Origin of the sequence: Dyadobacter sp. 32 (genome assembly GCF_902506755.1) — a bacterium.
GTDB lineage: Bacteria > Bacteroidota > Bacteroidia > Cytophagales > Spirosomataceae > Dyadobacter.
The window spans coordinates 2,881,115-2,907,526 of the sequence record NZ_LR735258.1 but is presented as its reverse complement, the minus strand read 5'-3'; the positions used below and the strand labels follow the sequence as shown (position 1 = coordinate 2,907,526).

The 26,412-nt window shown below is 45.2% G+C and carries 30 protein-coding genes and 1 tRNA gene; 22 read left to right on the top strand and 9 right to left on the bottom strand.

Annotated elements, in window-relative coordinates; all coding sequences use genetic code 11:
• Positions 1-140 precede the first annotated feature (140 nt).
• Positions 141-773 (top strand): hypothetical protein, encoded by a 633-nt coding sequence (locus tag DYADSP32_RS11830; RefSeq protein ID WP_149242541.1) that lies wholly within the window; start codon positions 141-143, stop codon positions 771-773.
• Between the two features lie 63 nt (positions 774-836).
• Here the strand turns inward: DYADSP32_RS11830 and DYADSP32_RS11825 are convergent, their stop codons facing one another.
• Complete coding sequence (locus DYADSP32_RS11825; RefSeq protein WP_149244878.1) at positions 837-1,313, bottom strand: Lrp/AsnC family transcriptional regulator; 477 nt, start codon at positions 1,311-1,313, stop codon at positions 837-839.
• A gap of 191 nt (positions 1,314-1,504) precedes the next feature.
• On the opposite strand from DYADSP32_RS11825, the gene metH reads away from it, so the two are divergent.
• The 4 genes from metH to DYADSP32_RS11805 all read left to right on the top strand — a co-directional run bounded on the left by metH (position 1,505) and on the right by DYADSP32_RS11805 (position 8,887).
• Positions 1,505-5,323, top strand: a complete 3,819-nt coding sequence (gene metH / locus DYADSP32_RS11820; RefSeq protein WP_149242542.1) for a methionine synthase — start codon at positions 1,505-1,507, stop codon at positions 5,321-5,323.
• A gap of 344 nt (positions 5,324-5,667) precedes the next feature.
• Positions 5,668-6,198 (top strand): nuclear transport factor 2 family protein, encoded by a 531-nt coding sequence (locus DYADSP32_RS11815; RefSeq protein WP_149242543.1) that lies wholly within the window; start codon positions 5,668-5,670, stop codon positions 6,196-6,198.
• Between the two features lie 388 nt (positions 6,199-6,586).
• Positions 6,587-7,825: a nucleoside transporter C-terminal domain-containing protein gene (locus tag DYADSP32_RS11810; protein WP_149242544.1), complete on the top strand. Its 1,239-nt coding sequence runs from the start codon at positions 6,587-6,589 to the stop codon at positions 7,823-7,825.
• Positions 7,826-7,969: 144 nt separating this feature from the next.
• Positions 7,970-8,887 (top strand): YihY/virulence factor BrkB family protein, encoded by a 918-nt coding sequence (locus DYADSP32_RS11805; protein ID WP_149242545.1) that lies wholly within the window; start codon positions 7,970-7,972, stop codon positions 8,885-8,887.
• A gap of 97 nt (positions 8,888-8,984) precedes the next feature.
• Here the strand turns inward: DYADSP32_RS11805 and sppA are convergent, their stop codons facing one another.
• The gene (gene sppA, locus DYADSP32_RS11800; protein ID WP_149242546.1) at positions 8,985-10,751 is read right to left on the bottom strand and encodes a signal peptide peptidase SppA; all 1,767 of its coding nucleotides are present in this window, start codon (positions 10,749-10,751) and stop codon (positions 8,985-8,987) included.
• Positions 10,752-11,027: 276 nt separating this feature from the next.
• Here sppA and DYADSP32_RS11795 point away from each other — a divergent pair, with 276 nt between their 5' ends.
• Positions 11,028-11,534 (top strand): histidine phosphatase family protein, encoded by a 507-nt coding sequence (locus DYADSP32_RS11795; RefSeq protein WP_149242547.1) that lies wholly within the window; start codon positions 11,028-11,030, stop codon positions 11,532-11,534.
• Position 11,535: 1 nt separating this feature from the next.
• On the top strand, positions 11,536-11,745 hold the full coding sequence (locus DYADSP32_RS11790; protein WP_149242548.1) for a hypothetical protein: 210 nt from the start codon (positions 11,536-11,538) through the stop codon (positions 11,743-11,745).
• Between the two features lie 74 nt (positions 11,746-11,819).
• Here DYADSP32_RS11790 and DYADSP32_RS11785 read toward each other — a convergent pair whose 3' ends face one another.
• Together DYADSP32_RS11785 and DYADSP32_RS11780 are read right to left on the bottom strand one after the other, a co-directional pair.
• Entirely contained in the window at positions 11,820-12,593 is a 774-nt protein-coding gene (locus DYADSP32_RS11785) for a ThuA domain-containing protein (protein ID WP_149242549.1), read from the bottom strand.
• Positions 12,590-13,741 (bottom strand): glycoside hydrolase family 18 protein, encoded by a 1,152-nt coding sequence (locus tag DYADSP32_RS11780; RefSeq protein WP_149242550.1) that lies wholly within the window; start codon positions 13,739-13,741, stop codon positions 12,590-12,592. Before DYADSP32_RS11780 ends, DYADSP32_RS11785 begins: the two co-directional genes overlap by 4 nt.
• Before the next feature lie 261 nt (positions 13,742-14,002).
• Here DYADSP32_RS11780 and DYADSP32_RS11775 point away from each other — a divergent pair, with 261 nt between their 5' ends.
• On the top strand, positions 14,003-16,444 hold the full coding sequence (locus DYADSP32_RS11775; RefSeq protein WP_149242551.1) for a hypothetical protein: 2,442 nt from the start codon (positions 14,003-14,005) through the stop codon (positions 16,442-16,444).
• Between the two features lie 13 nt (positions 16,445-16,457).
• On the opposite strand, the gene DYADSP32_RS11770 is transcribed toward DYADSP32_RS11775, so the two are convergent.
• The 4 genes from DYADSP32_RS11770 to DYADSP32_RS11755 form a co-directional block, all read right to left on the bottom strand.
• Positions 16,458-16,856, bottom strand: coding sequence for a type II toxin-antitoxin system HicB family antitoxin (locus DYADSP32_RS11770; RefSeq protein ID WP_149242552.1), 399 nt, complete (start codon positions 16,854-16,856; stop codon positions 16,458-16,460).
• Between the two features lie 42 nt (positions 16,857-16,898).
• The gene (locus DYADSP32_RS11765; protein ID WP_414617708.1) at positions 16,899-17,078 is read right to left on the bottom strand and encodes a type II toxin-antitoxin system HicA family toxin; all 180 of its coding nucleotides are present in this window, start codon (positions 17,076-17,078) and stop codon (positions 16,899-16,901) included.
• Between the two features lie 328 nt (positions 17,079-17,406).
• Positions 17,407-18,288, bottom strand: a complete 882-nt coding sequence (locus DYADSP32_RS11760) for a hypothetical protein (RefSeq protein ID WP_149242553.1) — start codon at positions 18,286-18,288, stop codon at positions 17,407-17,409.
• Between the two features lie 742 nt (positions 18,289-19,030).
• Complete coding sequence (locus tag DYADSP32_RS11755; RefSeq protein WP_149242555.1) at positions 19,031-19,372, bottom strand: helix-turn-helix domain-containing protein; 342 nt, start codon at positions 19,370-19,372, stop codon at positions 19,031-19,033.
• A 94-nt stretch (positions 19,373-19,466) separates the two neighbouring features.
• On the opposite strand from DYADSP32_RS11755, the gene DYADSP32_RS11750 reads away from it, so the two are divergent.
• Genes DYADSP32_RS11750 through DYADSP32_RS11740 form a run of 3 tightly spaced genes read left to right on the top strand, consistent with a single transcriptional unit; the run spans position 19,467 to position 20,597 of the window.
• Positions 19,467-19,742 (top strand): hypothetical protein, encoded by a 276-nt coding sequence (locus DYADSP32_RS11750; RefSeq protein WP_149242556.1) that lies wholly within the window; start codon positions 19,467-19,469, stop codon positions 19,740-19,742.
• Positions 19,739-20,053 carry a helix-turn-helix domain-containing protein gene (locus DYADSP32_RS11745; RefSeq protein WP_414617707.1) on the top strand — a complete coding sequence of 105 codons (315 nt, stop codon included), beginning with the start codon at positions 19,739-19,741 and terminating at the stop codon, positions 20,051-20,053. Before DYADSP32_RS11750 ends, DYADSP32_RS11745 begins: the two co-directional genes overlap by 4 nt.
• A gap of 25 nt (positions 20,054-20,078) precedes the next feature.
• On the top strand, positions 20,079-20,597 hold the full coding sequence (locus DYADSP32_RS11740) for a hypothetical protein (protein ID WP_149242557.1): 519 nt from the start codon (positions 20,079-20,081) through the stop codon (positions 20,595-20,597).
• Here the strand turns inward: DYADSP32_RS11740 and DYADSP32_RS11735 are convergent.
• Positions 20,581-21,102 (bottom strand): hypothetical protein, encoded by a 522-nt coding sequence (locus DYADSP32_RS11735; protein WP_149242558.1) that lies wholly within the window; start codon positions 21,100-21,102, stop codon positions 20,581-20,583. The genes DYADSP32_RS11740 and DYADSP32_RS11735 overlap by 17 nt on opposite strands.
• 49 nt (positions 21,103-21,151) lie before the next feature.
• Between DYADSP32_RS11735 and DYADSP32_RS11730 the strand changes: the two genes are divergently transcribed.
• The 11 genes from DYADSP32_RS11730 to DYADSP32_RS11680 all read left to right on the top strand — a co-directional run bounded on the left by DYADSP32_RS11730 (position 21,152) and on the right by DYADSP32_RS11680 (position 26,410).
• On the top strand, positions 21,152-21,313 hold the full coding sequence (locus tag DYADSP32_RS11730) for a hypothetical protein (protein WP_414617706.1): 162 nt from the start codon (positions 21,152-21,154) through the stop codon (positions 21,311-21,313).
• A gap of 91 nt (positions 21,314-21,404) precedes the next feature.
• A complete protein-coding gene (locus tag DYADSP32_RS11725) occupies positions 21,405-21,662 on the top strand; it encodes a hypothetical protein (protein ID WP_414617705.1) in 258 nt (85 codons plus the stop codon).
• Positions 21,663-21,944 carry a hypothetical protein gene (locus DYADSP32_RS11720; RefSeq protein WP_149242559.1) on the top strand — a complete coding sequence of 94 codons (282 nt, stop codon included), beginning with the start codon at positions 21,663-21,665 and terminating at the stop codon, positions 21,942-21,944.
• A gap of 84 nt (positions 21,945-22,028) precedes the next feature.
• Positions 22,029-22,098 (top strand) — tRNA-Ser (locus tag DYADSP32_RS11715).
• A gap of 228 nt (positions 22,099-22,326) precedes the next feature.
• Positions 22,327-23,817: a hypothetical protein gene (locus tag DYADSP32_RS11710; RefSeq protein ID WP_149242560.1), complete on the top strand. Its 1,491-nt coding sequence runs from the start codon at positions 22,327-22,329 to the stop codon at positions 23,815-23,817.
• A gap of 24 nt (positions 23,818-23,841) precedes the next feature.
• Positions 23,842-24,195, top strand: a complete 354-nt coding sequence (locus tag DYADSP32_RS11705) for a hypothetical protein (protein ID WP_149242561.1) — start codon at positions 23,842-23,844, stop codon at positions 24,193-24,195.
• Positions 24,196-24,199: 4 nt separating this feature from the next.
• Positions 24,200-24,556 (top strand): hypothetical protein, encoded by a 357-nt coding sequence (locus tag DYADSP32_RS11700; RefSeq protein ID WP_149242562.1) that lies wholly within the window; start codon positions 24,200-24,202, stop codon positions 24,554-24,556.
• An 11-nt stretch (positions 24,557-24,567) separates the two neighbouring features.
• Positions 24,568-24,720 (top strand): hypothetical protein, encoded by a 153-nt coding sequence (locus DYADSP32_RS11695; protein WP_414617704.1) that lies wholly within the window; start codon positions 24,568-24,570, stop codon positions 24,718-24,720.
• A complete protein-coding gene (locus DYADSP32_RS11690; RefSeq protein ID WP_149242563.1) occupies positions 24,710-25,498 on the top strand; it encodes a DNA adenine methylase in 789 nt (262 codons plus the stop codon). The genes DYADSP32_RS11695 and DYADSP32_RS11690 overlap by 11 nt, the downstream gene beginning before the upstream one ends.
• A gap of 384 nt (positions 25,499-25,882) precedes the next feature.
• Positions 25,883-26,107, top strand: coding sequence for a hypothetical protein (locus tag DYADSP32_RS11685; protein WP_149242564.1), 225 nt, complete (start codon positions 25,883-25,885; stop codon positions 26,105-26,107).
• Between the two features lie 42 nt (positions 26,108-26,149).
• Entirely contained in the window at positions 26,150-26,410 is a 261-nt protein-coding gene (locus DYADSP32_RS11680) for a hypothetical protein (RefSeq protein ID WP_414617703.1), read from the top strand.
• Positions 26,411-26,412: the final 2 nt, after the last annotated feature.

Here is a 26,412-nt window from a genome sequence, read left to right as displayed (position 1 = left end):
TGCAGGGAAAATTGTGGGGAAGAATGGCCGTCTCAAAAATATTTTTAAAAATTATTGAGTAGCTGCAACAAGGTCGGAAACCAGGGCGTAATGACACTTAACAAGATTATTACGCATCCACTTTAAACCGATCAGTTGAAATGAAAAAAATGATTGTGATGTTCCTGGCCCTGAGCGGGCTTTGGATTGCAGGTTGCCAAAAGGACGATTCCGGAGTCACACCAGGTGATGAAACGTCCGTTTTAGAAAGTGTAACATCAGCGGCTGCAAGGTATTCGGTTTCTACCGACACCGCTACTGTAAGGAAATGCAAAGGGAAGTTAACCGAAATCGCAGCGGCCGATTTGTCGGAAACCGTTTCAGCGTACATTAATACGACCTATGCTGGTGCTACTGTTAAATTTGCGGCAAAGGATGCAGAAGGTAAAGTGGTTGTAGCTATTACTTTAGCGGATGGTACAGCGAAAGGATTACTTTTCAATGCAGATGGTACATTTAATTCTGAATTGAAGCAGCATGCGCACAAAGGCAGGATAACTAAAATAGAAATAAATACATTGCCTGCGGCTGTTACGGCTTATATTACAACGAATTATGCTGGTTCGGAAATAAAACAGGCGGGAACAAATGCAGACGGCGAGTATTTTATTGGTATTCTGATAGCCGAAAAAGTGAAAATATTGCTCTTTAATGCGGATGGCAGTTTTAGCAAAGAATTGGATAAGCCTGCCTTTGGTCCTGGCAAACCCGGGAAACCCGGCAAGCGTAAATAAAGGTTTTAAAGAATTTTGTTAGGGGTGAGTTGGAATACGGTGCTGGATTTTCCGGTACCGTATTTATTTTTTGTAGTCGAGCATTTCGAGCTCCGATGAATTTTTGATTTCACCCATCACAAAGAGACTGTGGGTGCTTCCAATGTTGTCCAGGGATCCAAGCTTTTGCATTAAAAATTGCTGGTACTGAGACATGTCTTCTACAACGATCTTCAGCAGGAAATCATAATCACCCGAAATGTTGAAACATTCCAAAACTTCGGGCATCGCTATGACCGCTTTGACAAACTTTTCACCCATTGTTTTAGAATGTTCCTTCAAGGCTATGTTGCAGAATGCCATTAGTTTTTTCCCAACCTTCTCCCGGTCGAGGAGCGCCACATATTTCTTGATAATGCCCTCTTTTTCAAGCCTTCTTACCCGTTCGTAAATGGGCGTATACGAAAGGTTTAGTTTTTCAGACAATTCTCTTGTTTTGAGCGTAGCATCCTGTTGCAGATAATGCAGGATTTTGCGGTCTGTTTCATCCAGATTGGCCATAGATAGAATATCTTTCAAGTCTTTAAAAGTGGCCCAAATATAGATAAAATGCATAAATGTAAGTAACACGGCAGACGATTAGTCTGTTTTTTTTGTCATTGCTAAATAAAACATCTATTGCATTAAATTTGTATCCGTGTAAAAGTGTGAAATCTTCTGCACAAACTTTTATTCACTTGTAACCAGAGGTAATGGTAGCTACACAACAAAACGATATTCGTGAAATTTTGAAAAAACGAATCCTTGTACTGGATGGTGCGATGGGAACGATGATTCAACGCTACAAATTAGAAGATTACGATTACAGTGGGGAGCGTTTTAAAGACTGGCCTCACGACGTGAAAGGGAACAACGATTTGCTTTCGTTGACTCGTCCCGATGTTATTAAGGAAATCCATGCTGCTTATTTTGATGCCGGTGCCGATATTGCAGAGACCAATACTTTCTCCGGAACTACCATTGCCATGGCCGATTATGGTATGGAGGAACTGGTTTACGAGCTGAATTTTGAATCCGCCCGTTTGGCCAGAGAGGTTGCGGACGAGTTTACTGCACAAAATCCCGACCGGCCCCGCTTCGTCGCAGGTTCTATGGGGCCCACAAACCGCACGGCATCACTCTCACCTGATGTAAACAACCCGGGCTATCGGGCTGTAAGTTTTGACCAACTGGTTGAAGCATATTATGAACAAATAAAAGGGTTAACCGATGGCGGGTGCGATTTGCTGCTAGTCGAAACCGTGTTTGATACCCTGAATGCCAAGGCCGCGTTGTTCGCGATAGATAAATTTTTTGTTGATGCGAAAGAGGGAAAGGTGGAAGTGCTGCCGTCCTGGAAAGTGAAAAAAGGGGAGGTTCTGCCGATCATGGTGTCGGGTACGATTACGGATGCTTCCGGGCGTACGCTATCCGGACAAACCACCGAGGCTTTTTTGACCTCCATTTCGCATCTTCCATTACTTTCCGTGGGTTTGAACTGTGCCCTGGGTGCTGACCTCATGCGTCCTTATGTTCAGATTTTGGCGAGTAATTCGCCTTTCTACACGTCTGCCCACCCGAATGCGGGCTTGCCGAACGAAATGGGGGAGTATGACGAATCACCTGAGCAAATGGGTGAAGTCATAGATGGATTCCTGCGGGATGGTCTGATCAATATCATCGGTGGCTGCTGCGGAACCACGCCGGGACATATTCGGGTCATTGCAGATCTTGCCGCAAAATACAGGCCGAGGCCCCTTCCCGAGTCGGAACCCGTTTTGAAGTTGTCGGGCCTTGAGCCGATGAACATCACCGCACTCACCAACTATGTCAACATTGGGGAGCGCTGTAATGTATCCGGGTCCAAAATGTTTGCAAGATTAATACGTAACGGAGATTATGATGCAGCCCTGTCGGTTGCCAGAGATCAGGTGGAAAACGGCGCTCAGGTAATTGATGTGAATGTGGATGAGGGGATGATTGACGGGGTGGAAGCGATGAAGACATTCCTCAATCTCATGGCTGCTGAGCCTGACATATCCAGAGTACCTGTGATGATAGATTCATCCAAATGGGAAGTAATCGAGGCCGGTCTGAAATGTGTTCAGGGTAAGGCTATTGTCAATTCTATTTCCCTTAAAGAAGGAGAAGAGAAGTTTAAAGAGTCGGCCAGAAATGTACTTCGGTACGGTGCAGCCGCCGTAATCATGGCGTTTGACGAAACCGGCCAGGCAGATAACCTGGAACGAAGGATTGAAATCTGTAGCCGTGCTTATAAAATATTGGTTGAAGAAGTGGGTTTCCCACCGCAGGACATCATTTTTGACCCAAACATCCTGACCGTTGCGACGGGTATGGAAGAGCATAATAACTATGCGGTGGACTTTATCAATGCCACACGGTGGATCAAGGAAAATCTGCCGCATGCAAAGGTATCAGGAGGTGTCTCCAACGTCTCATTTAGTTTCAGAGGTAACGAGCCCGTTCGCGAAGCCATCCATACCGCATTTCTGTATCATGCCATTCGTGCCGGAATGGACATGGGGATTGTAAACGCTGGTCAGCTAGGGATCTATGATGAAATACCTAAAGAGACCTTGGAGCTCGTGGAGGATGTGCTGCTAAACCGCCGTCCGGATGCAACCGACCGATTGATCACATTTGCAGAGACCATAAAAGATAAGGGCAAAGTAGCCACCGGCCCGGACCTTACCTGGAGAACACTCTCCGTGACCGAACGGATTAGCCATGCCTTGGTGAAAGGAAATGCAGATTACATTGAAGAGGATGTGGCAGAATGTTTACCCATGTTCAATCGTCCGCTGGAAATAATTGAAGGACCCTTAATGGATGGAATGAGCATCGTGGGGGATTTGTTCGGGGCTGGAAAAATGTTCCTGCCACAGGTTGTGAAATCTGCCAGAGTGATGAAAAAGGCAGTAGCATTTCTTCAGCCATTTATAGAAGCCGAAAAGCAGGAAGGCTCCTCTTTTGCCGGGAAAATCCTGTTGGCTACGGTGAAGGGTGACGTCCATGACATTGGTAAAAATATCGTGGGAGTGGTTTTGGGATGTAATAATTATGAGATCATAGATCTGGGTGTGATGGTTCCCACAGACAAAATTCTGGCGGCAGCTTTGGAACACAATGTGGATATAATCGGCCTTTCGGGCTTGATTACACCTTCGCTTGATGAGATGGTAGGTGTGGCGAAGGAGATGGAAAGGCGGAATTTTACCATGCCGTTATTGATAGGTGGTGCCACTACCTCCCGTATTCACACCGCGGTGAAAATAGACCCGAATTATTCAGGACCAGTCATACATGTGCTGGATGCATCGCGATCGGTTCCGGTTGCAGGAAAGTTAATCCAAAGCGATGCGAGCCAGGCGCAGGTATTATCTGACATAAAAGGTGAATATGCCAAGCTCCGTGAAGATCATGCGAAGCGGGGCGGAGAAAAAGCACACGTTCATATCGAGAAGGCGCGTGATAACAAGGCGAAGATTGACTGGAGTAATTTCACCGCTACGAAGCCCCAGTTTTTGGGGACCAGAATTTACGACGATTACGATCTGGCGGATATTGCCAGATACATCGACTGGACGCCGTTTTTCCAGACCTGGCAGCTTCATGGGAAGTATCCGCAGATCTTTGAGGACAAAGTCGTAGGCAGTGAGGCCATGAAATTGTACGAAGATGCGGCGGTTCTTCTTGGGCAAATTATCCGGGACAAAAGTTTGAAAGCGAAAGCAGTGATTGGTTTCTGGCCAGCTAACGCCATAGGGGATGATATTGTATTACATCACTTTGAAGAAAACACCTTGTCCGGAGAAAGTCATGGTACACGGGATCATATTGAATATAAAATAAGTCGGCCGGCTGGTGAGCAGGTTAGTGCAGGGGAGTTGATTGCAGATACGGCAGTTGTATTGCATCACCTTCGTCAGCAAAGTCAAAAGGCCGCCAATTTGCCCAATTATTGTTTGTCCGATTTTGTAGCCCCATTGGAAAGCGGTCACATGGACTACCTGGGTGGTTTTGCCGTTACTGCCGGTATAGGCATCGAAGCTTTGATTGAGAAATTTGAAAAGGATCATGATGACTATAATAGTATCATGGTGAAAGCGATAGCGGATCGGTTGGTGGAGGCCCTTACAGAGCTTATGCACGAACGTGTACGGAAGGAGATTTGGGGATATATGCCTGATGAGCAATTTACAAATGAAGAGCTTATCAAAGAGACCTATCGCGGAATACGTCCCGCTCCGGGCTATCCCGCCTGTCCTGACCATACAGAAAAACGAATGCTTTTTGATTTATTGCAAGCAGAGCAATTGGGGATCACATTGACAGAAAGCTACGCCATGTATCCTGCAAGCAGTGTAAGTGGCTGGTATTTTTCTCATCCGGATAGCCGATATTTCCCTGTTGGTAAAATATTTAAGGATCAGGTCGAAGATTATGCAAGGAGAAAAGAGATGCCTTTAGAAGAAATTGAAAAATGGCTTTCTCCGGTTTTAGGATATTGATACCTGCTTTTAAACAGACAAAATGCCTCATTTCGAAAGAAGTGGGGCATTTTCCTTTTTACGGAAACCGGTCATTTCTTGTCCATTCAGTATGATTATTTGCTCAAAATTTAGATTTGTGGAGGTGGATTTCGAGTGAATTGTACGTGTAGACGTTAAGGTTATGCTTAGATACCTTAAAATCAGGTAATTGTACGCTATTTTATATCAAAATTTTATTGAAAATTTGTAACCATAAAAAATTTTCGGTGACTAATACCGTTATATTCTCTGATGAGGCAGTCTCTGAATTAATTGTGAACTGTTATATAAATCGATAAGAATAAATTTACACACAGCTAAGTATGAAAAATAATGTTGCAGTGTTCATTTTGATTATGCTGGTTGCATCTTCATTCAAATACAAATCAAAAACTGCAGGTGAAGGAGCCAGGGTGGATGAGGAAAAATTTAACATTTTTCCTGAAAGCACTACTGAGCCGGGATATGAGCATCTGATTACCAAAATGCAAGAGGCAAACAGAGCATTGACCAGCGGAAATCCAGAAAAAACAAGAGCGCTTTGGTCTCGTAGCGATGACGTAAGCATTTTCTGTGGTTCAAGCGGAATAGAGGTAAAAGGCTGGAATTCAGTAGAGCAGAGGCTTGAATGGTTCGCGAGTCAGGTGGCAGAAGGGAGTGCTTATTCCTATGAGCGGATCTCCTGCCAGGCGGGTGATCATTTTGGATCTCTTCAGCAAACCGAGCATTACAAGTCCCCGGACGGCAAGACAATGGATCTTGGCGTGACTGTCTTATTTAAAAAAGAGGGCAAAGAATGGAAGATTATCCACCGGCACGCAGAAACACTGAATACGCGAATAGCTTCGATGTAAAACATAGCAGGCGCATTTGTTCGTTATATCCAATTAATTCCAGGACTTTTCATCTTCATATAGGTTGTCCCGTCATGAGTGGTTCCGACTCGTAAGGGCTTGTGATCCCGACAGATCAGTTATTTTCCATGCGTTGGCGCTTACTTCTGATAAGTTTGCTATTTTGCAGCTTTATAGGAGACTGCTTAAAATTCATTCCTTAATTTGTTAGAGCTATTTTTATACTGCAACCGGGTGATGGGCGTTTCGTTCTGGTTTTACGAACGTTCGCGTGTGATGGTTTTCAGCTATCCATGTTACATTTGACTTAGGCTATTAAAAAATGACTCATAACCTATTTTACATTTCGAATTTCAACAGGCTCTAAACTGGCATCAACTTATTACACATGGAAAGATTTACCGGGCTGATTGGTATTGTATTAATTTTAGGAATAGCGTATGCCATGTCCAACAATCGTAAAGCGATTAACTACCGGACGGTGGGTGTGGGCCTGGCGATACAATTTTCTTTGGCTGTTTTCATATTAAGAACGGATATCGGGCAGGCTATATTCCAATGGCTTGGTGCTAAGGTTCAGAAACTCCTTTCATTTTCAGATAAGGGTGCCGATTTTGTTTTTGGTACATTGGTTCGCCCCGATCTGATGCAGCGCGCCTTTGGGCCTGGAAATGACTTTGTGTTCTTCTTTAAGGTTATTCCCACTATCATTTTTGTAGCTGTATTGGTGAATATGCTCTATCACCTTGGCATCATGCAGCGGGTTGTATCTGTCATTGCACGTGGCGTATACTGGCTTATGGGTGTAAGCGGCGCCGAAGCGGTATCCAATGTAGCCAGCACATTTGTTGGGCAGGTAGAGGCCCAGATCATGATAAAGCCCTATCTTAAAAATATGACCAATTCGGAGCTCATGGCTTCCATGACGGGGAGCTTTGCTTGTATTGCCGGGGGAGTGATGGCCGTTTACATTTCTTTGGGTGTGCCTGCTCCATACTTAATTGCAGCCAGCCTCATGGCCGCTCCCGGGGCTTTGGTTATCTCCAAAATCGTATTTCCGGAAACAGAGCAATCCAATACAAAAGGGGCCGTGAAGCTGGAAATTCAGAAAACCCATGCCAATCTGCTCGATGCGATTGCAGCCGGGGCGGGAGAGGGCTTAAAAGTAGGTTTCAATGTAATTGCGATGCTGATCGGCTTTATTGCCCTGGTAGCACTTTTGGATTACCTGCTCGGACTGGTAGGCGGTATTTTTTCATTTCCGCAACTGAGCTTTAACTTCCTGCTTGGAAAGGTATTCTCTGTTTTTGCATGGGCCATGGGTGTACCTGCGAAAGATATTGAGGCGGCCGGTTCCTTGATGGGTACCAAAATGGTGATCAACGAATTCGTAGCCTACCTTGATTTGGTAAAACTGAAAGATACACTGGATCATAAGACGATTGTAATTACAAGCTTTGCGCTGTGCGGTTTTGCCAATTTCAGTTCAATAGCCATCCAGGTGGGTGGTATTGGCGAACTTGCCCCATCGCGGCGTGCGGATTTGGCAAGGCTGGGATTTAAGGCCTTGATATGCGGTACACTTGCGTCATACATGTCGGCTACGCTTGCGGGCTTATTGCTCTAATTTGTGCGTTTCCAGGAGTCAAACTGATTTATCCGTACCGGAGTAATATCTATTAATACCTGAATCCTTTTTGTAATTGGCTTTCTGCCATCCCTGGTATGAAAATTTTGTACCAAAACGGATAGCGTATATAACACAAGCCTTATGAAAACAATAAAACTTTATATTTCACTCCTCAAAGATACCGCTAGCGAATTTCTTGAAGACAATGGTCTCAAGTTAAGTGCCGCCTTGTCTTACTACACGATATTTTCGTTGGCACCCATGTTGCTGGTCATCATTTCGGTACTGACGTTCTTTTTCAAAAACAATGACATTCAGGGAGAATTGTTTGGGCAGATTAGTGGACTGGTAGGGGCTAACGCAGCGTTGCAGCTTCAGGAAATTATCAGGAATGCCGAGTTGTCCAACAAGTCGGGCGTGGCGGCGGCAATCGGAGTAGGGACCTTGCTGATTGGTGCCACCGGTGTTTTCGCCGAAATCCAGGATTCAATCAATTATATCTGGTCCATTAAATCAAAGCCCAAAAAAGGCTGGTTGAAGTACCTCCGGAACCGGCTTCTTTCTTTCTCCATTATCCTTACGCTTGGATTTTTGTTACTGGTATCACTAGGCATTAATGCCATGGTGGACCTTTTGAGCGCAAGGCTGGAAAGGGTATTTTCTGAGGCGTCGGTAATCATCTTTTACATTGTTAATATGGCGCTGGTTCTCGTCATCATCACAGCCTTATTTACAGTGATTTTCAAAGTACTTCCAGATGGATATCTTCGCTGGAAAGAATGTATTGTGGGTGCCACCTTTACGGCAGTCCTGTTTTTGATAGGCAAATTTGTGATTACTTTTTACATTGGGCAGGCTGATTTGGGAGCCACGTACGGAACTTCGGCGTCTATCGTGATTTTGCTTACCTGGGTTTATTATTCCTCCATAATCCTCTATTTTGGTGCAGAATTTACAAAGGTCTACGCCCGTTTAGATGGCGTGGACATCGCACCAAATCAACATGCCGTGCTCATAACCAGAAAGGAAATAGACACCAAGACGGGAAAAGAGGCTTAGCTGCTGTCTGTTCAGAATACGCGTAATGAAAAATCCCTCCGAACCAATGGTTCGGAGGGATTTTCTAAAAAACGTGGATTTAGAACCTGTTTCGGGGTTACCGTATGACCAGTTCGAATGGCATCCGAGTTTGCAGGCCACCCATGTTCATTAATTTTTTATACGTTTTTGCATATTGCGCCAGCTCACCCAATTGGCTGGTCATCAATTTCTCTTCCGAATCACCCATCATCTTTTCGAAGAGTTCTTCAAGCGGTTTTTTCTTTTCAGGGAAGTATCTTACCCGGTACTCTCCGTCTTTTAGCTTTGCCGCTTTTGCAGCAATTTGAACAGCGTCGTCGATGCCGCCCAGCACGTCTACCAAGCCATTTTCCTTGGCTTCAACCCCCGACCAGACACGGCCCTGCGCCAGACCTCTGAGCTTTTCTACCGACATTTTTCTGCCGGCCGCTGCCTTATTGGTAAAGTTAGCATAGCCTTGATTAACACTTTGCTGAATACGCGATTTCTCGAAATCGGTCATATCACGCGTGGCTGTGGGCCAGTCGGCATGCGGGCTGGTTCCTACGCCGTCAAACGTCACACCGAGTTTATTATTCATGAAGTCGGTGACATTCATGATCAGTCCAAAAATTCCGATAGAGCCTGTGATGGTATTGGGCTGTGCAACAATGGTGTCGCAACCCATGGCCATGTAATATCCTCCCGAAGCAGCAACATCCGACATGGACGCGATGATTGGTTTCTTTTTAGAAGTGAGCTCTATCTCTCTCCACATAACGTCCGATGCAAGAGCACTACCCCCTGGTGAGTTGATACGTAACACAATGGCCTTCACTTTATCGTTGTCACGTGCCTTTTTCAATTCTTTCACAAAAGTTTCGGAGCCGATGGATTGATCCCCACCTTCACCTGATGTGATTTCGCCCTCCGCCACAATCACTGCCACACGTTTGTTGAAATCGCCATCTTCCTTTTTGAGGTCGCTTTTCAAATATTTACCCAGACTGACATAGGTAACCTCTTTTTTGTTTTCCAGTTTCAGATCCTTCTTTAAACCCGTTTCAAACTCGTCCCAGTAACCCAGATTCGTCACGAATTTATACTTCAGAGCGGATTGAGGGTCTTCCACTGCCAGCGAGTCGGCAAGGCTTTTGAGTTGCTCAACAGATATTTTCCGAGACGCTGAAATGTTTTTCAGCAGGTTGCCATTGATTGCGCCAATGAGTTCCGATGATTGTTTTTTGCTTGCTTCGCTCATGTCCTGGCGCGAAAACATCTCGATCGCACTTTTAAACTCCCCTACACGAAAAACCTCCGGCTTGATACCGAGCTTATCAAAGGTTCCTTTAAAAAACTGATACTCGGCAGATATCCCGTTCCATTCCATTCCTCCCGCCGGGTTTAAATATATTTTATCGGAAACGGACGCAAGGTAATACCCTTTTTCACTGTATGACTCGCCATAAGTGACAATGAATTTGCCCGATTTTTTGAAGTCTAAGAGCTGGTTTCTGATTTCTTCCAACGTGGCCCATCCAGCCTGTGGTCCTTCGGTTTTGAGGAAAATGCCGGAGATGTTTTTATCCTCTTTTGCACTCTTCAGAGCAACCAGGATGTCGTTTAAGCCGATTACGTTCTCGCCGCCGCCAAAAGGGCCGCCTATTTCAGCAAAGGGATTTTCTACACCTACTTCCTGGATGGGTTTATTAAGATCAAGTCGTAGTACGGATTTTTCGGTGAGCGCTACTTGCTCCTCAGAGGAAAGCATGGTGCCAATGCCGGCCAGGAGAAAAATGGATAGAAAAACAAATAAAATCAGGCCGACAAAGGTGGCCAGTACATATTTAAGGAATTGTAACATAAGTATTATTGGTATCTGTATTTTTGAATAATTGATGTTTTGCCGTATTCCGAAACCTTTGAATTGAACCTTACCCTTTGTCCAAAGCGCACCCGGGCCGCGATTTAACATACAACTTCAACAAAATTAAGTATTTATTGTCCCAGACTATTGGTCAAATAGTGTTCGAAGGTAATTATTGATAATTGAATGGTTAAATACATTTACCAAATATTATTTACGGCTTGTAATTGAACAGACTCATGCAGATTGTTTATTTTTGGAAAATTTATGACGATGAAAAAAAGGCTTATTCTGGTTCGGCACGCAACAGCCGAGGATCAGACAATGATGATCCGAGATTTCCAAAGAGAACTGGTCGGTAAAGGGAAAGCCGATGCGCTGGTCATGGGCAAATGGCTGGCGAATAATGATGTCGTTGCAGATATCATTGTGACAAGTTCGGCTCCCAGAGCGGCACAGACGGCCGTAATATTGGCCGATCAGATTGCGTTTGATTCTCAGTCCATTATTCAAAAGCAATTACTTTATGACGGAGGCCCCCGGGCCTACCTCGGTGTGATTAACGACATTGCCGATACGACAGGAACCGTCGTGCTGGTGGGTCACAATCCAGACATTACTTATTTTGCCGAATATTTATCCGGTGCAGATATTGGGTCCATGTCCAAATGTGGTATTGTGATTCTGGAAGCCGATGGCCTGGGCTGGAGTGAAATTTCTTCGAAAACATTAAAATTTATATCCTACACCACAGCCAGGCAGATCAGAGAAGTGTCATAAGATGGAGAAATCGAACAGGAATCGTCGTGTTTTTATAATTGTGTTTATTGCCTTTGTAAGTTTGTTTGCCTACATCAGTTATGACATGTCCAGCCGGACCACGGCACCATGGAACAAGTCCAAGCAACTGGATCGTGCATTGCCTGGTGCCTTGCCTGATTCGGACTCTTTAAAACTGGACTCTTTGCTTAAAGATGCAGAAAGTAATTAGGCGTTTATGCCCGTAGGTGTTACTTCAATTTTAGAATTCGACAAGGGAGCGGTAAGTACCGTGAAATATTTACTCTATTTCTCCGCTGCCCAGAATATAGCATTTTTAAACAGCCGTTTGTAGTCGGTACTTTCGAACAGCATCGGGGAATGACCCATGAAAATATAAACATTCCTGGCCTTCACGTTTAGGTTGGACCAAATCACCGGATGGTCGCCCATTTTGATCTTCGAGTCGGGTGTGTAGGTATTCTCGTCCACACTTGCGAGCACCTCCACATTGGGTCTGGGACTTTTGTCGTATACGTACCATTCTTCTTGTTTGACAAAAAATGTGGAAGGAATTCCCTTCATGACCGGGTGTTTATTGTCTTCCACTATTACCGTAGCGGCGGCGAAATCAGCGATGTAATTTTTATAGCGAATGCCACCCATGAAATCGGAGAACCAGGGCCAGATTTTGTATCCGTCAAATTCGCCTAAAAGGGTTGCATGGTGAAAGCCGATCCAGCCACCTCGTCCTTCAGTAATATATTTTTCAAAAGCGGCTACTGCTTCAGGTTTCCAGGCATAGGGAACAAAGTCCAGCTGTATAAAAAGCTGATAGTTTGACAGGAATTCCGCGTTGATCTTATCGGTGTTTTCCAGGAAATCAATTTTGAGATTTTCTTCCGCTGCCAGCTTATTGAGCCAGATCTTTGCCTCTTTCGAATATGCGACATGGTGTCCACCGCCTTCGGCAATAGCAAGGACGTTGAAGCGGGCTTTTTTCTGAGACCCCTGGCCAAAGCCTGCTGTATGGACAGCAAGCATCAGAGCAAAAAGCCACAAAACGTTTTTTATTCTCATTTGAGGGTTTGTGTGATTTCGTTCAGGAGATATCCTTTGGCGTCGGAATCGTATTCCCAGAACATCACGCCTGCCATTTTTTTGTCCATCACATACTGGCATTTTCTCCGGACTGATTTTTCGTCATCGAAGCTGATCACCGTTCTGGTGGCCGCATTGTAGATATAGGGCACGTTGGCGAAGGTATCCCGGTCTTTTTTGTAACCTCTCTGGTCAACAAGGCTGTCTTTAATGAATGTATAGCCGTCGATGTAAGCCTGGGATACGAATTTTTTCCCAATGGGAATGTCGGCGTCCTCCTTCAGGGTGAATGACCGGCCATAGAAGGGGATGCCCAAAACCAGCTTTTCTACCGGAACCCCCGCAGCAATAAAGGCATTCACACAATGATCCGCATTTCTGTCTGAGTTATAAAACTTGGATTTATAAAGTCCGGCATGATTCACGGCCGTGTCGCCCACGAAAAGGTCGTATGTCATCAGGTTCACATAGTCGAGATACCGGGCAGCCTTGTCCATCTCAACAAACGGCAACCATTCCGCAAAACCGGCTACAGCGGTGGTAAGGAGTTTTTTCTGTCCCGACTCTTTTTCCAGAAGATCGAGTTCGTTTCGTATAGCGTGAAACATTTCGGTGAAATTCTGCTTGTCCTCAGGCCTGAATACGTTTCCCTCTTCACCGGGCATTCCGGGGTATTCCCAGTCGATATCGACCCCGTCGAGTTTATATTGCTTGATGATCGCTACCGAACTTTTGGCAAATACTTGTCGGGCCGAGTCGGTAAGTACGGCATCGGAAAAGTTTTCGCTCCATGCCCACCCGCCAATGGAAATTAATATTTTCAGGTCGGGATTGTCTTTTTTGAGAAGATTTAGTTTTCGGAAGTTTGTGGAATCCGTTTTTTCATTGGAAAGAAAAGCTTTGCCGTTTTTGATATCCATAAATGCGTAGTTGATATGGGTAAGCTTGTTGGCTTCAATTCTTTCGGTTTTCAGCAAGCCATGAAACCCACCCACGTAGCCAATGACCACCGGTTTTTGAACATCACTGGCGTCGGTATTATTTTTGCTGTTACAGCCGCCGAGCATCATGAGGCCGACCAGTCCGGATAAGAGAATATTTAACCCTTTTGCAGTGGTTTTTTTCATTTATAGGGTATTTGAGGTTTTTTAAAAAAGAAACATTGTGTGCCAACTTACTTGAATAAAGATGCATGGAGGTATAGTCCAATACTCTCCAAGAGGATATCTGCAAATATACGCCCCCGCTCAATAAGATCATTTGCTTTATAATGAATAGTGATATGGCACGAACCTTGGTTTTTGTTCGTTAATGATGACCTTGCAATCAGAAATCAAACCAATGAAAGGGCAGGGCGTGTTGCATGTACTGCCATTCCTAGAGTGAATATGATAAACAGATTATTGTTGATAACCATGCTGGCATTGGTGGGACTTGATGCCGTAGCCCAGAATAAGTCCAACCCAGGTGGGGCCATTAAAAAATGTGATGCCGGACCTAAAATTGTAAAGATCTACGACATTACTCCCGAGCAGGCGAAAGTTCAATTTTACGGTATCAATGTATTTGGACTGGATGCGAGCGTTTTTGATAGTCAGGGCAAAAAACTGATGGTATCCAGGATCGTCCCGACCTCCCCTGAAATCACCGTTCCGCTCAATAATCTGAAACCGGGCAAGTACCGGCTGGTTCTTTCCGGGACTACCTGTACCGGAAGTTCGGAAATGGCATTCTCTGTTTTAGCCGGGGCATCGGCTCGTGCCCTGGCCAAGTGTGAGGCAGGTCCTGATATTATGGAAATCTATTCAGTTAATTCTGAAAGAGCAAGGGTGCAGTTTTCGGGTATAAACGTGTTCGGGATTACCGCCAGCGTTTTTGATAGCCAGGGTAAGCTTACGGTATCGTCTTCGATTGTACCCGCTTCATCCGATATATTGGTGCCGCTGAATAACCTGAAACCAGGTAAATACAAACTGCGCCTGGCAGGAAATACTTGTCAGGGCGCATCAGAAAAATTCTTCACCATTCCTGCCAGCAATGCCGGTCTCCGAACCTCCGGGCAAGGGCAGGTGAAATACATAGCAAGAGGTTATACCAAACATCTGGATCTGGTTATTACCGGTACATCCGAAAACTGGATCCTCAATGACGAAGCCACAGACAAGCCGGCAGCGGGTTACGAATTCCGCTATTTGGTGAATGGGGTGTTACTCACCCAAAGCACACCTCTTAAAAATTACAGATATCAGAGCAACAATCCGTTGCGTGTATTAAAAATGCAGACCAAGCCAGGTCTGGAGTCTTTAGCCAAATGGTCGGACCGGGAACGCTCGTATTTCTATGATCCCCAGGCCGGACATATATTCAACGAGGGTAATACGGCGGCGTTGAGTACGGTGGTGTTCAATGTGGATAGCCCCGCCGGAGGTTTTATCAATCCGATACCCAAAATCTACAATCCCGAAACGCAGCTTACCGCATGGGCCGACGCCGCTCCGGATATGAAATTGCCTAAGGGGCACTTTTGGGTCGCAAAAAAGGGTGAGTGGAGCACGGAGACCGTTTTGAAAAAGGGTGTTACGCACCTTTCCAAATATGAGATCCAGCATGAAAGCGTTCCTAAAATAGAAAAGCTAAAAAACGCCGGCATGACCTATGACGAAGTGCCACGGCCCGAGGCATTTATGAATCTGGCCGTGAAAGGTGAGGACAGGTGGGTTAGCGGACATAATCGTAAATACTGGCCCACCGGGCCCTTAACCGAAAAAGAAGCCATCCAAAAAGCGGAGCAGGCAGATGCCGGACATGCATTGTGGATTGGCGAAACCATGGAAGGATCCTCCTACATGGCGCCTGGTGAACCGATGTGGGGGCATTTTTACAAACGATTCAGGCAGCGCTATGAGGCCAATTTTGGCGCCCGTGGTATTCCGTATTTTATAGGTCATAACTATTTTATGTTCTGGCCCGATGCATTCAAACTGGGGGATGGGAACAGTGCCTCGGAAAGGGCGAAGAAAAAAAGTTTGTTCAAAATTCCTGTGAGTCAATTTCCCCGGACCGATTACAGTCCTGGTGGTACCCTTTCTTCCACCAATCTGATTACGGAAGCCATTTACCTGAATGCACCGGACAACCTGAACGGGGCGCTGTTTGGTAGCTTATACCGGATGGAGCTTTATAAAAGAATGGGCTACAAGGCCGGTATATTCCTCTTCGCCGTGCACGAATGGAAACCCAACAATGCCTACCAGTACTGGTACAAGGATGGGCAGTATTACTTCCATGACAAGCTGCCTCTCGACCCGAATCTGCTGATCGCCTATGCATTTCTTTCTCAGATTTATGGGAATTTGTATGTAGAGTGGGGTGGGACAGGCAAACAAAGCGCCAAAAACTGGGATGACCCCAAGGGGTCCTGGCATCCGGATGGCTCACGCATTGCGCAACCCGGCTTTCCGCACGTAGCCAAAGCCAATGAGCCTGGATACCATGGATACAATGGCGGTTCGGATCTTTCTTATTTTGGCATCAAGCTGTACAACGACACTTTTGGTGCAGTGGACGGAGGCGTCAGGCAATATCTCAAGTTTCGGATTGATGGCAAAGCCTGGATTGTTCCTGATTCCATTGCCGGCAATAACATTGTAGATGCACACTACGACCGCCGCGGTATTGTTTTGAGCCAGTCGAAAAATGGTAAAACGGCCTGGTTTTACATCAACCCATACGCCGACAACCTTGCCCACAAGCTGGAGGTGGTCATGCCTGACGGAACCGTGGTTACGGAGAAGGTCGCTGGCAATGGGGTGCATGTGAAGGTGAGGTAGAAACTGTCCTTAATCACAGCTCCACAGCCAGAAGGTCAGAGCCAAGTTTATGCAGCGCTTCTTCAATTTTCTTCTTCTGCGCCGGGCGTGGTCTTTTTAATCCTGTGGCATAATGACTAAGCTGTCGCTGATTGATACCAGTAATCCGCTCCAAAGCGGCGGCGGTGAATATGCCTTTGTAGTGACTGATAAGACTCTCTACATCCATTTTCCAGATGATCTGGTACTCCGTCTTAAGAGAATCGGGAATATTGTCTTCTGTATTATACTGCGTGGTTAGCGTGATCGCATCCAGAAACGACTGCTTCGCTTCGGCCACACTTAGCCCCTCACCCCAGATTCCCGGCACATCGTCACTGTACGCACTAAATGTATCCGTACTCGCCCCGATCACCACTTTGATTGTATTCATTTGCTGTTTGTATATTTTGAATTGACGAGCTGCTGCCGTTAATTATTTTAGATCCATCTCTTTCGCAATCCGCTTCCTAAGGCCCTCATGAACTTCTTTTGCTCCATGGAAAGGTACCGGGTATCGTTTTCCATCTTTCTCATAGATGTAGTGGCTCCCACTCGATCTTAGGACAGTCCACCCATTTCTCTGGATGAGCCGGTGAAGCTCACTTGATTTCAATATTCAATGTTGTTTTCTGTTGATGAAAATATACGTGCACGAGGTTAAAGGTATTATTTTTAATACCATTTCCAAAATTCCGCCCCGCCAAAATTTCCCAAAACCCCAAAAAACAAAAAAGCCCGCTAAAAGCGAGCTTAATTTTGTAAAATTTTCGTGAAAGAAGTTACCCTCTAAATGCACGGTTTTGTGACCCATAGGGTGTCACAGGAAATATTACTTAAACAATTGATATTTAGTGGTTTGATATTAATCCTAATCTGGTATACTGAAACAAAACTGAAACAAATAACCGCTTTCGTATATTTTTAGCCATGAATTTCAAAATTTAGTCAGCAATTTTAAAACCGTGCTCCCTCAGAGATCTTTTATATGAGGTAATATTCATGACGTAAGCCAGTCGTACCTTCATAACATTTACACTTGGTACGCGCCTAATAGCAAGACAAAGGTAGGTTTCTCGTGATTCATCGATGATTTTCACGGCAAGTACGGGATTAACTATCGGGGATGCCACCAAGAAAGGTGTTTCTTCTATGACAAGTTTTTTCTTAAAGGATTTGCTGATCTTAAAAAATAGACCTTTTTTGTCGATGAATTTTTTTAGTAGCTCCGAGGGTGTTTCATATTCATTTCGAACAACATCAGATGAAAAAATTCGCCAAGCAGCAGAAAACATCAATATGTCCGCATTTCTTTCGACATGAACTAAAAGTGTGTAGGTTTCATCATTTGATTTATTCTTCAACTCTTTAACAAAAATCATAGTTGACTTATCTTCATCAATATTAATGATCTCATTAAGGTGTTCGGAAAGATCAGGATTAGAGATTGCATCTTCGATCTCTAATTTAGTCATTCCTAGTTGTTCAAACTTCGCAAATTCAAATTCATAACTGATGAGAAATTGATTGAACGTTCTTTTTTGCTGTATTCGATTGAGCGCATTCCTCTTTTTGTCCACTGATAGCACCAGGTCGGAAAGCTCGCTAGAAAGTTTCTTAAGAATAGCAGTTTTAGCAGTTTCCGAAATGTCATTTTTATTTAACCCACTTTTTCGCCGAATCTCACTCAATACAGCATTGTGCAATGGGTTAGTTGTTTCTTGAATGGTCGGATCAACAAAGGGATTTGGCAAAAGGCTTTCGGTTAACTTAACCAAAACCATTTCGGCAACTTCCTTTTTTGTATTTGATAGTGAAGTAAGCATACTACAACTCAATTATTTGAAATTCAGCTCCCTTTAAATCTTGCAAAATATACTCATTCCCTAGTCCGGCTCGATTAGTTAGTGGTACCAGCTGCAACCTATTTTCGACGGGGGGGCGAGGAATAATATATAAAAGTGGTCTCCAAAGGTCAAAATCCCATCTGTCAGATAATACATAAATTTCGTCCTTCATGTCCTGCGTGATTATGCCCGCATTTTCCCATTTAGTCGCCAAAAGTTTCAACGAAGCTTGCTGAGAAATAATTTTAGAACTATGTCTATCTCCCGAAGTTACATCTCTTTTTAATTCCCGATATATGTCAGCGGGATTGGAACTTGCGGGAACGAGGGAGCCAATACTGTATTTCGCAGCCGACTTGCTATCAAAGTGTTCACTACACCATACATAATGGACATCTTTGAAATAATTAACTTGAATATAGTGTTTTAAAAATACGTTAGTGGAATACATTAGCATAGTAACCTCAGGGGGGTTAATCGTCAAAATTCTCAAATCATATTCCTCTTAACCAACCCCTTTACAAAACATCCTATCTCCGCAGGCTTCGGGAAGTTCGAAAGATTCTTACTTCAAAGTTTCACAAAAACTCAAACAGATTCTGTAAACCTCTTATTACAAATCTAATACAATTTTATATAATTTTTTTTCATTGAAATATGTGACCGTCATAACACTTGGTCGTAAATACAATACTGTTAAGACTGCCCTGGCAGATGCACATCAGCCATTTTGGACTTGTTCAAGCCTTTTGCGAAGCTCCTCATTTGCTTCTTCCTCTCGTTTTAGCGCTTTGCGTTGAAGTTCAATAAACTCGTCTTTGGAAACATACATCATGTCAGGCCGGGATCCTTCCGTCACGATGTCTTCTCCAAGGAGAGCGGATACCGTGGTTTTGAGAATATCTGCAATTTTTCGGATATCTGAAATAGTCGGCTCATTCTTCCCGGTTTCCCAGTTCGAGACCGTTCCACGTCCAGATTTGCCCATTTTAATTGCAAATTCTTCTTGGCTCATGCTAATCGCTTCCCGGGCTTTCTTGATGTTTTTTCCTATGTCCGTCATTTATTTTCGTAAAATGTATTAAATAGCTTGACAAGTGTACATTTTAAATATACATTTGCATACCTCAATTAAGGTTTACGCAAATTACAAAAGCATGGAAGAAGTAACAAACGCGACTGACTCAACGGTAATCCCGATAAAAGAACGGTTACTGGCGAGGTTTGGACGGGCCAAGGAAGTGGTAGGAGGGAACTGGCGAAATGAACTGGCAGCGGCGGACAATTTCTTTAACACCAAGATGGGCGTGGACTATATGCGCTCTGTGGCTCAGGCCTACTCCAACGCTGGCCGTGGCCACGTGGACCGGATAGAGCGGGTTACCGTTGCCCTTGAAAAAATTGCTGGTATCATCAACCCACCCGTAGTATGAACACGACCATCGCCCTGAGCCTGCCAGCGGAGCAGATAGAACTGCTGGAGGCATTGAAGTACCAGAACGACCGGATCCTGAGCATGCAGAACCGCTCGGCTTACCTCACGGAACCGGAAGCATGCGAGCGCCTGAAAGTTTCGCTCACTACAATACGGAAGTGGCGCAAGGATGGCTGGCTACGGTTTTTTGCCGAAGGCGACAACATCCGCTACCGGGTGGATTACCTGGATGCTGATTTTGAAAAACGGGCCATGGTAATGGCTCCCATGCATGGTGCGAATCGAATCAACAATTCTAAATCGGCGTAAGCCAAAACTGCAAACCTATCAGCTGATGAGTGAAGTTGTGACTGAAACAGACATTCTTGTTTTTCGGACGGAACGCGATAATAGACGAAAGAAACATTGGGATGCCATTTATCACCCAGAATGGCAAACTAATGAAGTTTTCTTCTTAGCATCCCGCAATGCACTGAGCCAGTTTCCCAGAACAGATGGCTGGTATACATCAACGCAAAAACAATGGAAAGAAGGGATACGCAAGTTGGTGGAAGGACTGGGCGTAAAAGGTTATGAACTCAGGGGTAGAATCGATTTTAATTTGAGAGCCATTGGAGTGATTGATGAACATGACGGTAAATGGCTTAATACAATTCATACCGATTGTGGAACCGATATTCGGTTAATCATAGATTTGATTGAGGTAATGGCGCCTATTGGTTTAATAATACCTCGCGATTTGGAGAGGTTATCTCTTATAGAAGTGGGTGTATTATTTAGCAATATTTTCATCGCTTGGCGAACAGCAGACCTTGGATTGGTAAGAGTAGACGGAGCTAAACCACAGTGGTAATTTCTAAGATCATTCCGGAGAGCCCCTTCTTCAAAACACAGTGATACGGAGTGTTGCCTTTAAGATAAACAGGCTCTTCGAGCTTGAACTCGGTAATGTGCGACAGAGAAGATTCTTGAAAATCAGAATCCGCAGACAAGGGGATTGAAAGTATGGTGGCAGCTACTGGCTGGTAACTTGCCTTGAATAAGAAACTGAATTTTTGAAAAAGCAACTTGGGTAAATCGTCATGATAGTGGAAAACAACAACAGAATTTTCAGAGTCTCTTTCGTCATAGATAAGCCCCGTATTGTGAAGTTTATTTATTCGCGCCCAGCGCTTTTGCCTTTCAATTTCAGAGTCGGCACCTTGGAGAAACTGAGAACAGGAGGTTCCCTTAACGCCCAAATTCTCACAAATAATTGCCAAATATTCGAGCTCGACAATGTCATAAGACGCGAAGTTAACCTTGTCAAATCCAGCTACAAGATGGTTTTGAATGTGAATGGGCTTTTGCGAAAGCATAGCGATTTAGAAGTTACAATGTATCAAACCCAAAACTAGTAAACCTATCATGAATCCCAAACAAACCCTTTTGATCGTGCTGACTATTGTACTTACTGGCGAGGCCGTGGCGGAGCTGATCAGCGCCAACTTTGCATACCTGGCAGCGGCCGGCTGCATCGCTATTTTCGGCGTGGTGGTGTATTCCATCAAAAAACGGTCGGCAAGATGATCGGAATTGTCCTTTATTTAGGCTTGTACCTGATGCTACTTTGTAGGGGTGGATTAATTGCTATGAAGGTGAAGGAAGGAGGTGGTGGAAAATGACAAATCGTGAAAGGTTTCTGGCTGGTGAGACATTCTGGTTTCATCAAAAGCCCCACTGTTATCGATTTGACAGGATAAAGGAAAAATTAGAGCGGAACATCAACGACAGTGTGGTTGATTTCGCCCCATATGCCTGGGTAGAATACATTGGGGAATTGGACTTTGATGCATTTGTAATGGATCCTCAATGCAATGTCCTGAGTCATCATTGGGTGTTTGAAGATTTGGTTTTTGACCGTTTAAATCCTGCATAAATGACCTGGAACTACAAATGGACGGAAATTAATGAGAGGCTGTACGCATATATGCGCTACCGGCTTGAAGATACGCTGGACGGGTTTCAGAAGCCGTACACGGAGGTGCTTGCATACGTGCATGACAAAGGTGAAAGAGGGAGCTGGGAGTGGCATGCTTACAGGCATGTGGTGGACCAGGTTGAAGAAATGGACATTTCCAGCTCGCTTTTACTAATCATCCAGAATGAAGTGGCAATACTTTTAGGATCCGGTGACGGAGGGAAGATATTCCTGCAGTAACGACAGTTGCGGCGGGATGATAGAGGAAGAGGGTTTACGTGAGTGAGACTGGCGGCAGCTGATGGCTGTCGCCAATCTAAAAAAGGAGATGCGGCAGCTGGTGCAAACCGGTAGTGGGCTGGCAAACGCAGGGGTTCGATTCCTCTCGTCTCCGCAAGGTAGAGCAGACTTCTACAAATGAGGCCCCGAGCCGTGTGTGGGTAGCTCCGCACACGGGGTAAGGGGAGGACTGTGCGGGTAAAGGTTGCTATTAGGTTCGAATCCTAACCCGCAAACAAGTGGTGTAGCATTACACCATAACGGCAAGGTGCCGTATACCCATAATCGTCATGTGCTGACGGGTAAGGGAAATTATGTTTTTACAAATCAAATTCTTAGCGGAATGCTACAAAGAATTGAGACTAGCGAGGTGATGAAACGTGCCACTGTGTTTTTTGATGAGCACAATGACAAATGCCCCACAGTGGAAGTGAAAAGGAAATTGAAAGACTCGGAGCAGATCATTAACCGACGCGTGGGGCTGATCCCGGAGGCGGTGACGACTACGTTTCATACGATACTGACGGAATACGTGCACAGCTACAACCGGACGTGCTCGATCATGCCGGAGGGAATGTACACCATGGAGGACTTGCCGGCGATGCATACCAACTGCGTGCGACTGGCCAAATACTGTCGCTGCACGGACAGGACGGTTCGTAATCATATAGGTCGACTGCGCGCTTTGGGCATGATTGAGACCAAATTTCATGGCAATAAGAAGGCTTTTGAGCTGTGGATAAGCCCTAAATTTCTGTTTGAGCAAGGGGCGAGCGGTGAAGCTGGAAGCCCTCAAAAACCGCCAAAAACCGCCTTTTCCCCAGAAGATTCGAAAATTTTTCCGCATAACAGTACCCACAGAGAGATTTTAGGAAAAGAAAAAGGGAATGCGGATATGTTGATTAAGTACGGAGAGAGCATTCAGGGACAGAAGGGTCGAGCAGACGGCCCCGTGATGGCCCTCAATGACTGGGTAGAGCAGCAGGGACAGAGCCAAACTGGGGGGGCGGCGCGGCGCGAAAAATCGGAGATCGTGGCTGAGAATGACCGAAACCGCCGAGCAAAGGCCACTGATATGCTGGAACGCTGGCGAGAGGGCTGGGCACCGGGAATGCCGAAAGGACTGGAACCGAGATTCCGCGATATGCTCATGAATTTCTGGCTGTATGCCTGGAAGGTGGTGTATCCGCACCGGGAATTCAGCAAAGAAAAGCAGGAACTGGCCATAGTGGCGATAGCAGCTGGTGTATTCAAGAACTTTACGGATGTGCGATCGGAGAAGGAATGGCTGGATTTTTACCAATTGCAAATGGACAAACTGGACAAAGCTGGCCGGTATTATGACAACCATCCGGATGCTTATCGCCCTGATCCTTATGCGGTTCACATTCCGGGAAAGGGGTATTTTGACTGGGAGAACACCAAGGGGTTTGTAGGCATTGAAGCCTGGATAAAGAAAGATTCGATAAGACATTTCCGGCAACGAGAGGCTTATGCGGACAAGCAGGCAGAAAAAGTGAAACGGTGTGAAGCGCTGCTGCGGACGGCCAGGCGGGACTTTGAGAAGCTACGGCAGGATATGAAGCCCAGGAAAGAGGTGGATGGAAAGAACCAGATTGCCCTGTTCCAGCACTACAACGTCATATTTGCCGGTCAGGGTAAGAAATGGCAGGAGGCATTCTGTAACCAGTACCTGGCTCAGCAAGCGGTGGACTTTGAACCACCGAAATATTTGAAACCGAAACGCCAGCGACAAATGGCCGATCGCACGCCGGCTACGGTGGTGGTAGTGGAAGATTGGATGACTTATGGAGAGGGATTCTATTCGGAATAGTAAATCATTTAAACCCAATATATTATGCAAACGTACAAGCCTAAGAACCGATTCAATGCGCAACGCCCAGCATTGAAACCAGAGGATAACAAAAAAATGATAGACGATTCCAGGGCATTGTTGATTGTGGAATTTCATGTTCAGGAAAAGCCCGGAGGTAAAGCATTTTGGAGCAAGTGCGGTCAGCGAAAACACAAGAATATGAACGACGCAATTAATTACCTTATCTGGCTGGTTTCTGGCTACGAAAAATGGAAGGGAAAAGTACTGAGGGCTGCAATATTCGACACACGAGTCATTAAAACTGGACATGGAGCCAATAAGATTTATCAATTCGATAACGGATTTTGGCAGGCAGATCAACCTTTTACCTGGTAACGCGATGGAACCATTATCGATACGACTATCCGAATTTGAGATGCGCGCCTTGGCAGATATTGTGGCATTTGCTTATTACACTTGTGCTGATGCTCCCGACCATAAAAAACCACTCCTTACTTCGGGATTGATCATACTGGCGGAGTTTTATCCGGCATGGAAAAAGCGATGTGCAGCGGTGCCCTTGAAAAAGACCAAACTCAATCCGCTTTGCAGAATACCAATATCAGTGGCACAGGTGCTTCATAGTCGGCTGCAGCATAGCCCACAGACGCAGGCCAATCAGTGGCTGTTGGAGAACCTGGATTTAGCCCTGGTAAACCGGTCGCTTAGACCTGTAACTCCCAAACCAATCGCTTAACACAAACTTCCATGATTTTACTACTATTTATCATAAAATGCCTGAAGGCATTTGGCTGGACTATTGCCCTTATTTTGACGGGGACGGTGTTCTCGATCGTGGTGCCGATCGGGATGATGGTGAGTTTTATCAAGCATGTAGCCCTGGTGAGCCATGGAGAGTAACGCCTACTTTGGCGGTAAGTCCGGGAGTGGAACTTACCAGACCATCATCAATCAGATTCCACCCCACCGGGTGTATGTGGAGCTGTTTGGCGGGATGCTGGGGATTTATCGGCATAAGCGGCCAGCGCAGTACAGTGTGGTAATTGAAAAAGATGCGGATGTATTTTCTTCCTATGCCAAGTTTGGATTACTGGATATCACTAAGAAAATGTATCGACCCCAGCAGCGTATGGAATCAAAAAAAGGAAAGGGACAGCACTGTTTTAATGGGTGTGCTTTCGATTTTATGAATGAAGAGAATATGTTTCTCTTGATGAACAGGGAGGATACATTTATTTATGCTGATCCCCCGTATCCGCAGCACACTCGTTCTTCCAATACACGTTACAAAAACGAGATGAGTGATGATGATCATCGGGAGCTATTGGAATATCTGTTGGGTTTTAGCGTTGCGAAGGTGGCGCTGAGCACTTACCCCAATGACATCTATTATGAATTCTTTGAAGGCCGGGACGAATGGCGGTTCATTGAGTTTGAAAGCCAGACCAGGCATGGCCGGGCGATTGAACAGTTGTGGATGAATTATCCGGAGCCGTTGGAGCTGCATGATTACCAATACCTGGGTGATAACTACCGGGAGCGGGAGCGGATCGGCCGGAAGCTGAACCGCTGGGAGGCGAAGTTTCGGGATCTGGCACCGCTGGAACAGGCGGCCATGATACACAGGCTGACCGTGGTGATGGATCCTGTCGGTGTAATTGGCGAGAGGATATCATGAAGAACTATTGGAATATAAAAAACTGGCAGTAACCCAAAACAATAACTAATGGGACTCTTTAACTGGATGGATAAAAAAATGATGAATCCAATGATAGAAAAATGTAGCCTAGCTTACAAAGCAGGAAAAGGAGGAATAATATGCAACCCATCCACGTGTAACACCCCTTGTGACAAAGGAGAGGTTGTTCTACCATCACCTCCTGGAAAGAAAGAAAATTCTCTAGCGCAATTGAATGGCCATTGCAGCATAGAAACTTCGGGGCGATAAACATAAACTGCTCGCGATGCATTGATTGCGGAACAATTTTTGAGTACCAGACTGAAAGAATTTATCATCCACAATTTTCCCATATCTGGGTAATGGTGGGAAACTTTAACGATAATGAGCAAACAAACAAAACAGGAATTGTTGGAAGCCATCCCCGACTCAAATACGGAATGGGCGGCACAGCAGATACTTATCAATTTCTCGGATCCACAACGAATGGAGTTGGAAGCATGCTTTGCAAAGTTGAACGAAGCCCTTTACAAGAGCTGGGGAAAAGATATGACGTTTGCAGAATTGCATGAGGCTGTGAAGATGGTGCAGGAAGTTCGTTATCGATAATGGGGAGTATCATTTCTGCAATTTACGATGAGATAAAATTGCATGGTAGCTGGGAAGATGCTTGTGTGTGGAGAGATCGGGAGAATCCTTACATTTGCAAGGATGATGAACCGACCGACAACCAAGCGAATTTTGCTCACGATCATGTGGGTAATACTGAACCTCACGCTGTACCTGGCGATGATGGCCGTGGATAAAAACAATGGGCCTCACCTGGCTTTTGTGGCGCTACGGGTGGCGCTGGTGACTAGTGTGGTTATGATGGTGCTGGTGGGAGTTGGCTTGGTGAAATTGGCTAGGTAAAA